A 13,419-nucleotide genomic window follows, 5' to 3' on the forward strand; every position below is an offset into this window, starting at 1 on the left:
GAGGCTTTATTGACGGGCTTTTGTCCAAACGACCCAACCCGAAACAAAACATCCGAGAATAATGGCATTCGCGACGACGCCGTAGGCCATCGCGGTCAGCCGGGCTGCATTGTCCGTGACGTCGGCGGATCCCGTTGTCATCGGCAACAGGATTGCCACGAAGACAACGCCAAGACCGAGTGGCATCGCCAGGCCGGTCGCTGCGCGCGTCCGCAAGGCAGTCAGGAACAGGAACAGAATCAATCCTATGCGGAACGGATCTGTCAGCTGAGAGACGAGTGTTTCCAACATTTTAGATCCTCTGTTTGCAGCAGCAAGCATGGTTCCACAAAGTCTCGGCATGGGCAAGCATACGAAAGGATCATGAATCGCCTTGTGCGTTGCGTTCAGCGCTGGAATCAGGCCGTGGCCAGCCTTTTTCATCGCGCTGGAAAAGCCAGTTGCGCGCGGCAAAGAGAAAGGCGGTCATGATCGCGGTCCACAGGCCCAAGAGCAGTCCCGCCGCCACGTCGCTTGGATAATGTGCTCCGACGACGACCCTTGTCACACCGATCGTCAGCGCGCCCAGCAGAAAGAGGATGCGCAGACGCGGCACCAGCATGGAGAAGGCACCGAAAAAGGAGCCCACGGCCGCCGCATGGCCGGACGGAAAGCTCTGATACACCCACTCATGGCCTGCGAGCCACGACAGACTATGCGCACCATAGTCCGCAAATAGCTCCGGCCTTGCCCGTCCGATGATCAGCTTGGCGAGATGCACCAGCGCACTGGCGCTGCCGATCGTCACCAGGAAATACAGCGCCAGCCGAAATGCTCTTTTCGACCTGGACGAAAAGCTATTGCTGCTGGCAACTCGGCCCGTGATGTAGGCGATGATGACGACCGAGCCGGCCCCGTAGATCATCCAGGCAAACGTGCCGAAATCGGTGATTCTGTTGTTGAAGGCGACGATCGCCGGCGGTAGGGCCTGCGCTCGCTGCGAGATCGTTCCGTCAAAGGGAAGCAGCGCTACGACCAGGACGGCAATGGCCAAAAGCAGCCAGGCGGATGAGGACAGCGGTCTGTTCATGAATGTACTTTCTTGGCATGGGCGTGTTTCGTTCTTGCTCAGCGCCTACCTGCCCCGTCATGTCAACCCTCGCCGGCAACCCGGCGTGCGCATGTCCGTGGGCGAACAACCCTTTCGCGCGACGGACGCCGCATGACTGGTTCCTGTGGTGCGCACCGGCATGACCGAACGTGGGTGGTCATCCTGCTCAAAGTGTGGGCCTGCCGCCGCCGTTCAAGCCCGCCGAACAAAAACGGCACCCGAATCGCCCGATCCGGATGCCGTATTCGATTGTCTTTGTGCCCAGCGAACCGTCAGGCCGAAAGCGCCTTGAATTCCGCGAGGATCGTATCGCCCATCTCGACGGTGCCGACCTGTCGTGCTCCATCAGCCATGATGTCGCCAGTGCGCACGCCCTTGTCGAGCACGTTGGCGATCGCTTTTTCCAGTGTGTCGGCTTCCTTCACGAGGTTGAAGGAGTAGCGCAGGCACATGGCAAAGGAAGCGATCATGGCAATCGGGTTGGCGATGCCCTTGCCGGCAATATCCGGGGCAGAGCCGTGCACGGGCTCGTAAAGCGCCTTGCGTTTGCCGGTCTTGGCATCCGGGCTGCCGAGCGAGGCAGACGGCAGCATGCCGAGCGAGCCGGTGAGCATGGCGGCAACGTCCGAGAGCATGTCGCCGAACAGGTTGTCGGTGACGATCACGTCGAACTGCTTTGGCGCGCGGACCAGCTGCATGCCGCCGGCGTCGGCCAGCATATGGTCGAGCGCGACATCGGAATATTTCGCCTTGTGCGTTGCCGTCACCACCTGGTTCCACAAAACGCCGGATTTCATGACGTTGCGTTTCTCCATCGAGCAGACACGGTTTCCGCGGGTGCGCGCCAGTTCGAAGGCGACGCCAGCGATGCGCTCGATCTCGTAGGTGTCATAGACCTGCGTGTCGATGCCCCGCTTCTGGCCATTGCCGAGGTCGATGATTTCCTTCGGCTCGCCGAAATAGACGCCGCCGGTGAGCTCGCGCACGATCAGGATGTCGAGGCCCTCGACCAGTTCCGGCTTCAGCGAAGAGGCGTCAGAGAGCGCCGGATAGCAGATCGCCGGGCGAAGGTTGGCAAACAGTTCCATGTCCTTGCGCAGGCGCAGCAAGCCGGCTTCCGGGCGCACCTCATAGGGGACGTCATCCCATTTCGGGCCGCCAACGGCACCGAACAGCACGGCATCGGCCGCCATCGCCTTTGCCATGTCCGCATCGGAAATCGCCGCGCCATGGGCGTCATAGGCGCATCCGCCGACCAGACCTTCGTCGGTGGTGAAGCCGCCCGCCATTTCGGCGTTCATATAGGTGATGATTTTGCGGACTTCCGCCATGGCTTCCGGGCCGATGCCGTCGCCGGGTAGAAGGAAAAGATTGCGCACTGTCATGGGGCATTCCTTTAAGGTCGAAGCGTGTGCTTTGCAGATGTTGGCGCGTTCTTAGCGCAACTTCCACGCAAATAAAATCGCCTTCCAGCAAGATTCGTTCGCCGTTTTCCGTGACAGGCGACGCCCGGTTTTATTGCCGGTCGTCGCCCTTGCGGTGGTGAATGTCCTATCGGGGCTCGGCCAGCAGGCCTTTGATCAGGGAAAATGCGGCGCCCAGGAGAACGATTGCAAAGGGCAGTCCGGTCGACACCGCCATGGCCTGCAGCGCAACCAGACCGCCGCCGAGCAGCAGGGCAATAGCCACGAGGCCTTCGAACGTTGCCCAGAAAATCCGCTGCGGCACCGGCGCATTGACCTTGCCGCCGGCCGAGATCGTATCGATCACAAGGGAGCCGGAATCCGAAGAGGTGACAAAGAATACAATCACCAGGACAATCCCGATGAAAGAGGTGATCGATGTCAGGGGCAGAAGGGCCAGCATTTCGAACAGTTGCAACTCCAGCTTTGCATCCTGAACAGAGGTGATGCCCTGATTGATGATCTGGCCGATGGCGGTGCCGCCGAGTGCCGTCATCCAGAGGGTGGAGACGATCGAGGGAATGATCAGGACTGCCAGCAGAAACGTCCGGACCGAACGGCCACGGCTGACGCGGGCGATGAACATGCCGACAAAGGGAGACCAGCTGATCCACCAGGCCCAGTAGAAGGCCGTCCATCCTTGCACAAAATTGGTGTCGGAGCGCCCGAAGGGATTGGAGAGGGCCGGCAGATGTTCGACATAGGCTGCGAGATTGAGGAAAAAGCCGCTGACGATCTGCCATGTCGGTCCAACGGCAATGATGAAGATCAGCAGAAGGCCGGCGAGCCCCATATTGATCTCGGAGAGAATCCGCACCCCTTTGTCCATGCCCATGATCACCGAGGCCGTGGCGATGGCCGTGATGCCGATGACAAGCAGAATGGTCGTCGTATCGGTCGAAGGAATGCCGAACAGGAAGTTGAGGCCGCCGGCCGCCTGTTGGGCGCCGATGCCCAGGGAGGTGGAGAGGCCGAAGATCGTGGCGAAAACAGCGAGAATATCGATGACGTGACCTGGCCAACCCCAGACTTTCTCTCCAAAGATCGGGTAGAAGATCGACCGGAATGTCAGCGGCAGCCCCTTATTGTAGGAAAACAACGCCAATGAAAGCGCGACAATCGCGTAAATCGCCCAGGGATGCAGTCCCCAATGGAAGATCGTGGCGCCCATGGCGAGACGACGGGAGGCCTCCGGATCACCCACGGCGCCGTCGAGAGGCGCCCAGTCCGTGCGCACGCCATTTTCAAAAACAGGCCCCTCCAGGGCTGCCGTGAAATGGCCTATGGGCTCGGACACGCCGTAGAACATCAGGCCGATGCCCATGCCTGCGGCAAACAACATCGCAAACCAGGACAGGGTGGAATAATCAGGCGTGGCGTCCGGACCGCCGAGGCGGATGCGGCCGAGCGGCGTAAGGATCAGGCCCACACAGACGAGCACGAGCACATTGCCCGTGAGCAGGAAGAGCCAATCCAGATTTGCGGTCAGGAACGCCCTGAGCCCGGTGAAGGCAGGCTCAAGGGTCGACTGGAAAGCGAGTGTGAGAACCGTAAAGGCGAGAATGCCCAAAGCCGAAACGCTGAAGACCACATTGTGAATATCCAGCTCGAAAACGAACCGCCTGCGATAGCTGATATTGTCCTGGCCCAGCTGGTAGGTCGTTTCGATGATTTCGGTCTGGCCTTCCGGGCTGGGAAGGCCCTCCTCGCCTGGCGCGAGATTGGGGTCGGTCACGATGTCGGGCAAATCTTGATATCCTCTCTTCCTGGAACGTGCGGCGTTTTCGGGATCCGGGAGAGCCGAAGGAGCCAGACGACGGAACAGTCTTTGACGAAGGGGCGCTGTCCGCGCGCAGCGAGATGTCGAGGGAGGATCCCCCTTTCAGCTTTTCGAGGCCGTGTCCTGCTGGTCCCATGGGATCTTTGCAGACGATTGCACGGCTATCGAACGAAATAGGGCGGAAATGTGTTGTTTCAACCCGCTCTCGGCAAGGCAAGCCCGGCTGTAAACGCAAAACAGGCTGACCTTTGCACAAAGGTCAGCCTGTTGTTGTGTCGAAAAAGGATTGCTCAGGCCCAGGGATGCGAAACGGCATTGGCCTTTTCGAAGCTGTCGATGGCGGCGGCTTTTTCCAGCGTCAGGCCGATATCGTCGAGGCCGTTCAGCATGCAGTGGCGGCGGAAGGCGTCAAGTTCGAAGCTGATCGTGCCGCCGTCCGGTCCGGTGATCTCGCAGGTTTCGAGATCGACGGTCAGGACCGCGTTGGAACCGCGGCTGGCATCGTCCATCAGCTTTTCGAGGTCTTCTGGAGAGACGACGACCGGCAGGATGCCGTTCTTGAAACAGTTGTTGTAGAAGATGTCGGCAAAAGAGGTCGAGATAACGCAGCGAATGCCGAAGTCCAGCAGCGCCCAGGGCGCATGTTCGCGGGAGGATCCGCAGCCGAAATTATCGCCCGCCACGAGGATCCTGGCATTCTGGTAGGCCGGCTTGTTCAGGACAAACTCTTCGTTGATCGAGCCATCTTCATGGTAGCGCGCTTCGGCGAAGAGACCGGTCCCGAGGCCGGTGCGCTTGATCGTCTTCAGGTAATCCTTCGGAATGATCATGTCCGTATCGATGTTGACGACGGGGAGCGGCGCGGCGACGCCGGTGAGCTTGACGAACTTGTCCATGACTGAAAACCTTCGATTTCAACGGAACCACGGAGGGAACCACGGGATTTGCGCCCAGCGTTTAGAGCAATTTCACGTGAAAATGAAGGGAAATCTACATCGACCAGCCGTGGCGCCGATCACTGGTCGATGATCGTGCCGCGGCCATCGTTCCAGATGCGCGGTTCGCGTGCCGGGCGTCGGGTATCGCGGTTTGCTCTGGCGCGCACCGGCTTTGGCAAGAACCGGGCAGACACAGCCGAAGCGATCAAGAGCACAGAGACGATGCCAGCCAGCGCCAGTCCGAGCGAGGCCGTGAACACAAAGGCCATCAGCGTGAAAGCGATGCCGACGGCCGTCAGGAAGAAAGTGCGAATGCTTTGCATGAGCGTCATAACCTTTCGTTACCCAGGATGTGGTCTCGCCGTCGTCCGTTTGCAAGAGGTGGCTTGTTTCGGGAGGACGCGTCACTGGGATGCGTCACCTGGAATGCCGCAGTCTGCCTTGCGAAAAAGGCGAAAGCCGGGCAAGACTGCGCCCATGACAAGTCCTTCCGATCGCCACCCCGTCCGTCTCCGCCGTTCGGTTCTCTGTGTTCCCGCCGACAATGCCAGGGCGCTTGCCAAGGTGGCCGTTCTCGACTGCGACGCTGTCATCTACGATCTCGAGGACGCCGTCGCCCCGGATGGCAAGACGCAGGCCCGCGAGGCGCTGATCGCGCATCTGGCGCATCAGCGCCGGCCAAACCTCGAAGTCATTATCCGCATCAACAGCCTGTTCTCAGGCTTTGGCGAAAAGGATCTGGCAGCGCTTGCGTCCGCGCCGATTGACGCGCTGCTGCTGCCGAAGGTCGAGAGCCCGCAGGACATCCAGACGGTCGTCGATGCCCTGTCCGACAGCGATGCACCGGAGAACCTGCGTCTCTGGGCGATGATCGAAACCCCGCGCGGTGTTTTGAATGCAGCCGCCATCGCCGAGACCGGCCGCACCCGTGGCGGACGGCTCGATTGTTTCGTGCCGGGCGTAAACGACCTGCGCAAGGAAACCGGCCTGCCCGACCTGCCGGGCCGGGCCTATCTCGTGCCCTGGCTGATGCAGGTCCTGCTTGCCGCGCGCGGCAGCGGGCTCGACATCATCGATGCGGTGTTCAACGATTTTCGCGATGCGGAGGGTTTTGCCGGCGAATGTGCCCAGGGCCGTGCCATGGGCTTTGATGGCAAGATGCTGATCCACCCCGCCCAGATCGGCCCGGCCAATGACCGCTTCGGCGTGGATGCGTTGGCGCTGGCCGAGGCGCGCTCGATCATTGATGCCTTTGCGCTTGCGGACAATGCCGGTAAAGCGGTGATCAATCTTGAGGGCCGCATGGTCGAGCGCCTGCATCTTGACCAGGCGCTGCGGCTGGCCGCCAAGGCAACAGCCATTCAACATAAAGGGATACGCGCTTGAAACTCTACCGTTTGCTGACCGCGCAGGACGATTCTGCCTTCTGCCACAAGGTCACCGCCGCGCTTAACAAGGGCTGGGACCTCTATGGCTCGCCGACCTATGCCTGGAACCAGGAAACCCGGCAGATGATGTGCGGCCAGGCCGTGGTCAAGGATGTCGAAGGCAAGGACTATACGCCGGATACAAAGCTGTCCGAGCACTAAACTGTAGGGCGGGTCGGGTTCCCTACCCGCCAACATGGTCGACGCTGGCCTCGATCCGCTCCATATCGTCGTCTGAAAGACCGAAATGATGGCCGATTTCGTGGATCAGAACATGGGTGATGATGTCGCCCAGGGTCTCCTCGTTCTCCGCCCAGTAATCGATGATCGACCGGCGGTAGAGCGTGATCCGGTTCGGCATCTCGCCGGTTTCCATAGTGAAGCGCTCGGTTACGCCACGGCCCTCGAAAAGCCCGAGCAGGTCGAACGGCGTTTCCAGCGCCATGTCATCGAACACATCCTCGCTCGGAAAATCCGCGATCTCGATGCTGAGGTCGCTGGCCAGTGCACGAAACTCTTCCGGTAGGTGGCTGTAGGCCTCCAGCGTCAGGGATTCAAACGTGCTGATGGTTGGCGCGTGGCGTTCCCGCCAGTCATCGGTCTGGTCAATCCTGGCCATGCGTACTCCCTAACTGACCTCCATATAACGATTTCATCCGCATATTTCGAGTGATGAATTCCGGCCCGTCCCGGTCAAGGAATAAATTCTTAAAAATTGCCGTTGACTCTTTTTTGAAGCTCTGGAATCTATAAGAACATAACAGGAACAATTTTTCGAGGAGCTGACCGTCATGGCCACAAAAGCTATGCCGCGGGCGGGACTTTCTGCGCTTCGCGAAACCATCGCCCGGATCGAGAACCAGAAGCTTCCAGGGCGTGCCCGCGCTGCCCGCAGTGTCGATGATGCCGGATTCCGGCAGAGGGAGGGTGCGGGAGAAAGCATCGGCAAGGTCATGGGTAGAAAGGTTCTGCTGACCGGCATCGATGCGCTGGACCGCATTCTCGATGGCGGTTTTCCATTGGAAGGTCTGACGGAAATCCGCGCCGCGCAGACCCGTGATGCGGGTGCCGCGACCGGCTTTGCTCTGTCCATTGCCGCTCTTTGCCAAGGTGCGACTTTGCCCGACAGCCGGTTGCCCGTTCTCTGGATCGGCCAGGCGATGGGGGCGACGGAAGCGGGCCTGCCCTATGCCGTCGGCCTTCAGGCGCACGGCCTGGATATGCGCCGGTTCCTGCTCGGCCGGCCTCGCACCGTTCAGGATGCGCTTTGGATCGTCGAAGCCGCCCTGACCGCGCCGGTCTTCGCCGCCGTCATTCTGGAGGTGCGCGGCAACCCGGCTTCTCTCGGCCTCAGCGAAAGCCGGCGGCTGCACGTGCGGGCCCGCGCGGGCGGAACACCGCTGCTCCTGCTGCGTCAGTCCGGCGCGGAAGAGGCAAGCAGTGCACTTTTCCGGCTGCGGGTGGAGCCTGGCCCGGGTCGTGGACATCCGTTGCCGGATGGCGGGCTGCTGCCCGGCAGCATCGGAAATCCCGTTTTTCACGTCATTGCCGAAAAAAGCCGGATGCTTTCGCATGCTGGCACAGTCCTGGAATGGAGTCCCCATGACCGCCGCTTTTTCTCCTTCGGCCCGGATGCAGCCGCTGTTCAGCCAGACCCAGCGCATCCTGTCGCTCACCTTCCCGCATCTGCCGGCCGACCGGGTGGCCCGCCTGCGCTGGGGCATGTCGTGGCTTTCAAAAGGGCGTCCTGATCATCCGCCGGTTGTTTTCGCCGGCCCTGTGAAAAACGCCATGCGGATCGTGGCGCTCGACCAGGTGGCGGAGCGCTCCGGGCTCAGTCTTGGCCAGGGCATAACCGAAGCCCGCGCCATCCGGCCAGTGATCGATGTGATCCCGGCTGATCCGGCGGCGGATCGGGCCTTTCTCGAGGGGTTGGCCGATTGGTGCGACCGCTATACGCCGCTGGTGGCGATGGATGGCGATCGCGGGCTCTTTCTCGATATCACCGGCTGCACCCATCTGCATGGCGGTGAAAAGGCGCTTCTCGACGATCTGCTGCTTCGTCTTTTCCATCTGGGTGTCGAGGCGCGGGCGGCGATTTCGAACACGCCCGGCCTCTCCTGGGCGATGGCGCATTTCGGCGCTACGGGGATGCTTGCCGCCGCCGAGGATGCCCAAGATATCCTGTCGCCGATGCCGCTTGCCGCGCTCCGGCTTGCGCGAGATACCGTCGGGACACTGGCGCGCGTCGGGTTGACGAAGGTCGGCGATATTCTCCACCTGCCGCGGGCCCCCCTCGTCCGCCGTTTCGGTCCGCATTTGCTGCTGCGTCTCGACCAGGCCCTCGGGCTCGAGGATGAGCCGCTGTCCCCACGCCTCGCCGTCGCCAGCCTGTCGATGGAGCGGCGGCTCCTGACCCCTGTCGAGGGAGAGGACGATATTCTCGGCCTTGCGTTGCAACTCGCCAAGGGTCTTGTGCCGGGCCTGGAAGAACGGGGCGAAGGCGGCCGCCTGTTCGAGCTTCTTCTGTTTCGGGTCGACGGCAAGGTTTTCCGCATCCAGGCCCGCACAGCCGCCGCCCTGCGCGACCCGGCACGGGTGGCGGGGCTCTACCGTGAGCGGCTCCAGGCCGTGCATGACGATCTTGATGCCGGCTATGGTTTCGAGATCGTGCGTCTTTCGGTGCTCAAGGCCGAGCCGTTCGACCAGGCCCAGCAGGATTTTTCCGGAACGGCCGACCAGAACCTGTCGCTGGCTGCTTTTGCCGACAAGGTGGTGGCCCGTCTCGGTCCCGACAGCCTGTCTGTGCCCGTTCTCATGGAGAGCCATCTGCCGGAGCGCGCCGCGGCCTTCCAGCCACTGTCGGACATGGCCGCTCTTTCGGCACCCGCCCGGGCTGTATCGTCCACCGGCTATTATCGCACAGCCCGGCCGCTGCGGTTGTTTCAGTATCCTGAGCCGGTGCAGGCGTTTGTCGCGGGTGTTCCCGAGGGGGCTCCGGAGAGTTTCGAATGGCGCCGCACGCTGCATCGCGTCGAGCGCGCCGAAGGACCCGAGCGGATCGCTGCGGAATGGTGGGTCGATGGCGAGACGGCGCCGACCCGCGATTATTTCCGGATCGAGGATCAGAACGGCCACCGGTTCTGGCTTTATCGCAACGGTCTTTACGGCCATGGGACTACCCCGCCCCGCTGGTTCATGCACGGGGTGTTTGCCTGATGCAGCAACCGGTCTTCTTCGAGTTCGGCGCGCGGACCAATTATTCGTTTCTCGAAGGGGCAGCCCCGGCGGAGGAAATGGTGGTCTATGCCCGCAGGATAGGCCTGGCCGGCCTTGGCATCGCCGATCGCAACACGGTTGCGGGCGTCGTCAGGGCCCATGCCAAGGCCAGGTTCGAAAAGACCGTCTTCCAGCCCGGCGCGCGACTGGCCTTTACCGACGGGACGCCGGACATTCTCGCCTATCCGCAGAACCGACGCGGCTGGGGCCATCTCTGCCGGCTGCTCAGCGCCGGCAACCTGCGCTCGAAGAAGGGGATGTGCACGCTGTTCCTGAGCGACCTTCTGGCGTGGCAGGAAGACATGCAGCTGGTCGTCATGCCATCACCGGGGCCTGTGGATTGGGAGGGTCTCGCGGGCCTTCTGCGTGCCCTGAAGACTACCGCCGGGTCCCGCCTCTATCTCGGGATGGTGCCCCGCTATGATGGTTGCGACCGGCATCATTTCGCAACGCTCGCCCAGCTAGGCAGCAGTCTGGGTGTCCGGTTGCTGGCGACCAATGATGCGCTCTATCACGATCCGAAATATCGTCCCCTTGCCGATGTGGTCACGGCGATCCGTGCGCATGTGACGATTGAAGAGGCCGGTTTCCGCCTGCAGGCCAATGCCGAGCGACACCTGAAATCGCCGCAGGAAATGGCCCGGATCTTTCGCGACTATCCCGATGCCGTTGGCAATGGCGCCCGCTTCTTCCGGGGCCTGCGCTTCAGTCTCGATGAACTGAGGCATCAATATCCGGACGAAGCGGAAAACGGCGAGAGCCCGGCGGACATGCTGAAAAGACTGGTGCATGAAGGGGCGGCAAAACGCTATCCGCAGGGCACGCCGCTGAAGATCCAGAAGCAGCTTGCCTATGAGCTGGAGCTCATTCATCTGAAGACCTACGAGCCCTACTTCCTGACCGTTCACAAGCTGGTGAACTTTGCCCGAAGCCGGAATATTCTTTGCCAGGGGCGGGGCTCGGCTGCCAATTCCTCGGTTTGCTTCTGCCTCGGCATCACGGAAGTCGATCCGCAGCATTTCAAGCTGTTGTTTGACCGTTTCCTATCGCGCGACCGCGACGAACCGCCGGATATCGATGTCGATTTCGAACATGAGCGCCGCCAGGAGGTCATCGAATACATCTATGAAACCTATACGAAGGAGCATGCCGGCATTGCCGCCGCCGTGATCAGCTATCGCGCCCGCTCGGCCGGTCGCGAGGTTGCCAAGGTGTTCGGCCTGTCGGAGGATGTGCAGTCCGGCCTTTCGAGTTCGATCTGGGGCTGGTGGACGACATCCTTTTCCGAAGAGCAGGCAAAGGCCGCCGGCCTCGACATGGCCGATCCGGTGACGCAGCGCGTGCTCACCTATGCCGGGCTTTTGATGGGCGCGCCACGGCATCTGTCCCAGCATGTCGGGGGATTCGTCATCACCCGCGATCGGCTCGACGAGGTCGTTCCGATCATGAACACGGCCAAGGAGGACCGCTACATGATCGAATGGGACAAGGACGATCTGGACACGCTCAACATATTGAAGATCGATGTCTTGGCGCTCGGCATGCTGACCTGTCTCTCCCGGGCGCTGCGCTTGCTGGAAAGCCACTACCGGAAGCCAAAAGAACTGGCCGGGATCTACGAGGACCAGACGCCGGAGGTCTATGACATGATCTGTCGGGCCGACACGCTCGGCGTCTTCCAGATCGAGAGCCGCGCCCAGATGAGCATGCTGCCGCGCCTGCGGCCGCGGATTTTCTACGATCTGGTGATCGAGGTGGCGATCGTCCGCCCCGGACCGATCCAGGGTGACATGGTGCATCCCTATCTGAAACGGCGTCAGAATCCGGATGCCGTGGAATATCCGAGCGAGGAGCTGAAGGATGTCCTGGAGCGGACCCTTGGTGTGCCGCTCTTCCAGGAACAGGCCATGCAGATCGCGATCACGGCAGCCGGTTTTTCGCCGGCCGAAGCCGACCGGCTGCGCCGTGCCATGGCGACTTTTCGTCGGACCGGCGAGGTCAGCAATTTCAAGGAACGCATGATCGAGGGCATGGTCAACAATCCGCGGCATCGGTACGAGCGGGACTTCGCCGAGCGCTGTTTCAGCCAGATCGAGGGGTTTGGCGAATATGGCTTTCCGGAAAGCCATGCGGCTTCCTTCGCCTCGCTCGTCTATGCGTCCTGCTGGTTCAAGACCTATTATCCCGATGTCTTTTGTGTCGCGATGCTGAATTCCCAGCCGATGGGCTTCTATCCGCCGGCGCAACTGGTGCGCGACGCACGCGAGCATGGCGTTTGTGTCCTGCCGGTCGACATCAACCATTCCACATGGGATGCCGCGCTTGAAGACGGCGGTTACGATCGTGACCGGATAGAGCCACGCCACCGGGAGATGCGCGATGTGATCCTGTCGGAAAAATCGGTCCGGCTCGGTTTCAATCTGGTCAAGGGCCTCAACGCGGGCGACATGGAAAAGCTCGTCCGGCTCCGCGGCCAAGGGTATGATTCCATACGGGATCTGTGGCTGCGCTCGGACCTGTCGCGCGCAACGATCGAACGGCTGGCCGATGCCGACGCCTTCCGTTCCATCGGGCTCGACCGCCGGGCGGCGCTTTGGGCAGTCAGGGCGCTGGATGCACGCAGTGCGGCCGAACACCTGCCGCTGTTCGAGCAGGCCGGTCATGCAGACCTTCAGATGGAACCGGACGTCGCTTTGCCGGCCATGCTGCCGGGCGAGCAGGTGATCCACGATTACCGTGCGCTGTCGCTGTCGCTGAAAGCGCACCCGGTCTCTTTTTTGCGCGAGACTTTCGCTAGACAGGGCATCGTCACCAACCGGCACCTCGACACCATCCGCAGCGGGCGCATGGTCACGGTCGCCGGCCTGGTCCTGGTGCGCCAGCGTCCAGGCACGGCCAAGGGGGTGATCTTCATGACTCTGGAAGACGAGACAGGCATCGCCAACGCCATTGTCTGGCAGAAGATCTTCGAACAATACCGGGCTGTCGTCATGGGAGCGCGACTGGTGAAGATCCGCGGGCGAGTGCAAAGCGAAAGCGGTGTCATCCACGTCGTCGCAAGCCATATGGAGGATATGACGCCGGCGCTTGGCCTGCTGCGACAGGAGATGCGCGGCTTCGCGGCCAATCCGCGCGCCGACGAAGTGCTGCGTCCGACCATCGATCACCGGCAGAAAAACGCGGCAAAGGCGAAGGCAGGACAGCCTGAAATTGCCCGAAGTCTTTTTGCGGAAGCCGAGGACGCCGCAAGTGTCATGCCCAAGGGGCGGAACTTTCATTGACCGAGTTCCCCAGACCGGCACCCGGACGATGGTCCGGCCTTGCTGCGCCGGGATCCTCCGCTCATGCGCTCCGATTGTGTCGGTCTGCGGCGAGTTTCCGTAATATATGTTGCGACAAAAAAGCCACCCGTCGAAAAAGACATCGAACAGCCTGGGCATAG

General features: G+C 61.5%; 12 protein-coding genes. 5 read left to right on the top strand and 7 right to left on the bottom strand.

The genetic code is table 11. From position 1 onward, the window contains the following. Positions 1 to 6: 6 nt before the first annotated feature. The 6 genes from AX760_RS22555 to AX760_RS22580 all read right to left on the bottom strand — a co-directional run bounded on the left by AX760_RS22555 (position 7) and on the right by AX760_RS22580 (position 5,594). On the bottom strand, positions 7 to 423 hold the full coding sequence (locus tag AX760_RS22555; protein ID WP_139275897.1) for a hypothetical protein: 417 nt from the start codon (positions 421 to 423) through the stop codon (positions 7 to 9). Next, positions 362 to 1,069, bottom strand: coding sequence for a phosphatase PAP2 family protein (locus AX760_RS22560; protein ID WP_071835262.1), 708 nt, complete (start codon positions 1,067 to 1,069; stop codon positions 362 to 364). Before AX760_RS22560 ends, AX760_RS22555 begins: the two co-directional genes overlap by 62 nt. A 293-nt stretch (positions 1,070 to 1,362) precedes the next feature. After that, entirely contained in the window at positions 1,363 to 2,475 is a 1,113-nt protein-coding gene (gene leuB / locus AX760_RS22565; protein WP_071835263.1) for a 3-isopropylmalate dehydrogenase, read from the bottom strand. Between the two features lie 166 nt (positions 2,476 to 2,641). Beyond that, a complete protein-coding gene (locus tag AX760_RS22570) occupies positions 2,642 to 4,288 on the bottom strand; it encodes a BCCT family transporter (RefSeq protein ID WP_425348887.1) in 1,647 nt (548 codons plus the stop codon). Positions 4,289 to 4,623: 335 nt separating this feature from the next. Then, positions 4,624 to 5,229 (bottom strand): 3-isopropylmalate dehydratase small subunit, encoded by a 606-nt coding sequence (leuD, locus tag AX760_RS22575; protein ID WP_071835265.1) that lies wholly within the window; start codon positions 5,227 to 5,229, stop codon positions 4,624 to 4,626. Positions 5,230 to 5,348: 119 nt separating this feature from the next. Next, positions 5,349 to 5,594 carry a hypothetical protein gene (locus AX760_RS22580; protein ID WP_071835385.1) on the bottom strand — a complete coding sequence of 82 codons (246 nt, stop codon included), beginning with the start codon at positions 5,592 to 5,594 and terminating at the stop codon, positions 5,349 to 5,351. Between the two features lie 154 nt (positions 5,595 to 5,748). Here AX760_RS22580 and AX760_RS22585 point away from each other — a divergent pair, with 154 nt between their 5' ends. Both AX760_RS22585 and AX760_RS22590 read left to right on the top strand, forming a co-directional pair. Continuing rightward, positions 5,749 to 6,657: an HpcH/HpaI aldolase/citrate lyase family protein gene (locus AX760_RS22585; RefSeq protein ID WP_071835266.1), complete on the top strand. Its 909-nt coding sequence runs from the start codon at positions 5,749 to 5,751 to the stop codon at positions 6,655 to 6,657. Continuing rightward, on the top strand, positions 6,654 to 6,860 hold the full coding sequence (locus AX760_RS22590; protein WP_071835267.1) for a DUF1737 domain-containing protein: 207 nt from the start codon (positions 6,654 to 6,656) through the stop codon (positions 6,858 to 6,860). Before AX760_RS22585 ends, AX760_RS22590 begins: the two co-directional genes overlap by 4 nt. Positions 6,861 to 6,882: 22 nt before the next feature. On the opposite strand, the gene AX760_RS22595 is transcribed toward AX760_RS22590, so the two are convergent. Further along, the gene (locus tag AX760_RS22595) at positions 6,883 to 7,317 is read right to left on the bottom strand and encodes a metallopeptidase family protein (protein WP_071835268.1); all 435 of its coding nucleotides are present in this window, start codon (positions 7,315 to 7,317) and stop codon (positions 6,883 to 6,885) included. Between the two features lie 172 nt (positions 7,318 to 7,489). On the opposite strand from AX760_RS22595, the gene AX760_RS27815 reads away from it, so the two are divergent. Genes AX760_RS27815 through AX760_RS22605 form a run of 3 tightly spaced genes read left to right on the top strand, consistent with a single transcriptional unit; the run spans position 7,490 to position 13,258 of the window. Beyond that, positions 7,490 to 8,449, top strand: coding sequence for an ImuA family protein (locus AX760_RS27815; RefSeq protein ID WP_245295082.1), 960 nt, complete (start codon positions 7,490 to 7,492; stop codon positions 8,447 to 8,449). Continuing rightward, the gene (locus tag AX760_RS22600; RefSeq protein WP_245295086.1) at positions 8,331 to 9,917 is read left to right on the top strand and encodes a Y-family DNA polymerase; all 1,587 of its coding nucleotides are present in this window, start codon (positions 8,331 to 8,333) and stop codon (positions 9,915 to 9,917) included. Before AX760_RS27815 ends, AX760_RS22600 begins: the two co-directional genes overlap by 119 nt. Continuing rightward, the gene (locus tag AX760_RS22605) at positions 9,917 to 13,258 is read left to right on the top strand and encodes an error-prone DNA polymerase (protein ID WP_071835270.1); all 3,342 of its coding nucleotides are present in this window, start codon (positions 9,917 to 9,919) and stop codon (positions 13,256 to 13,258) included. Before AX760_RS22600 ends, AX760_RS22605 begins: the two co-directional genes overlap by 1 nt. Positions 13,259 to 13,419 lie beyond the last annotated feature (161 nt).

Origin of the sequence: Pararhizobium antarcticum, assembly GCF_001885585.1 — a bacterium.
GTDB classification, from domain to species: domain Bacteria; phylum Pseudomonadota; class Alphaproteobacteria; order Rhizobiales; family Rhizobiaceae; genus Pararhizobium; species Pararhizobium antarcticum.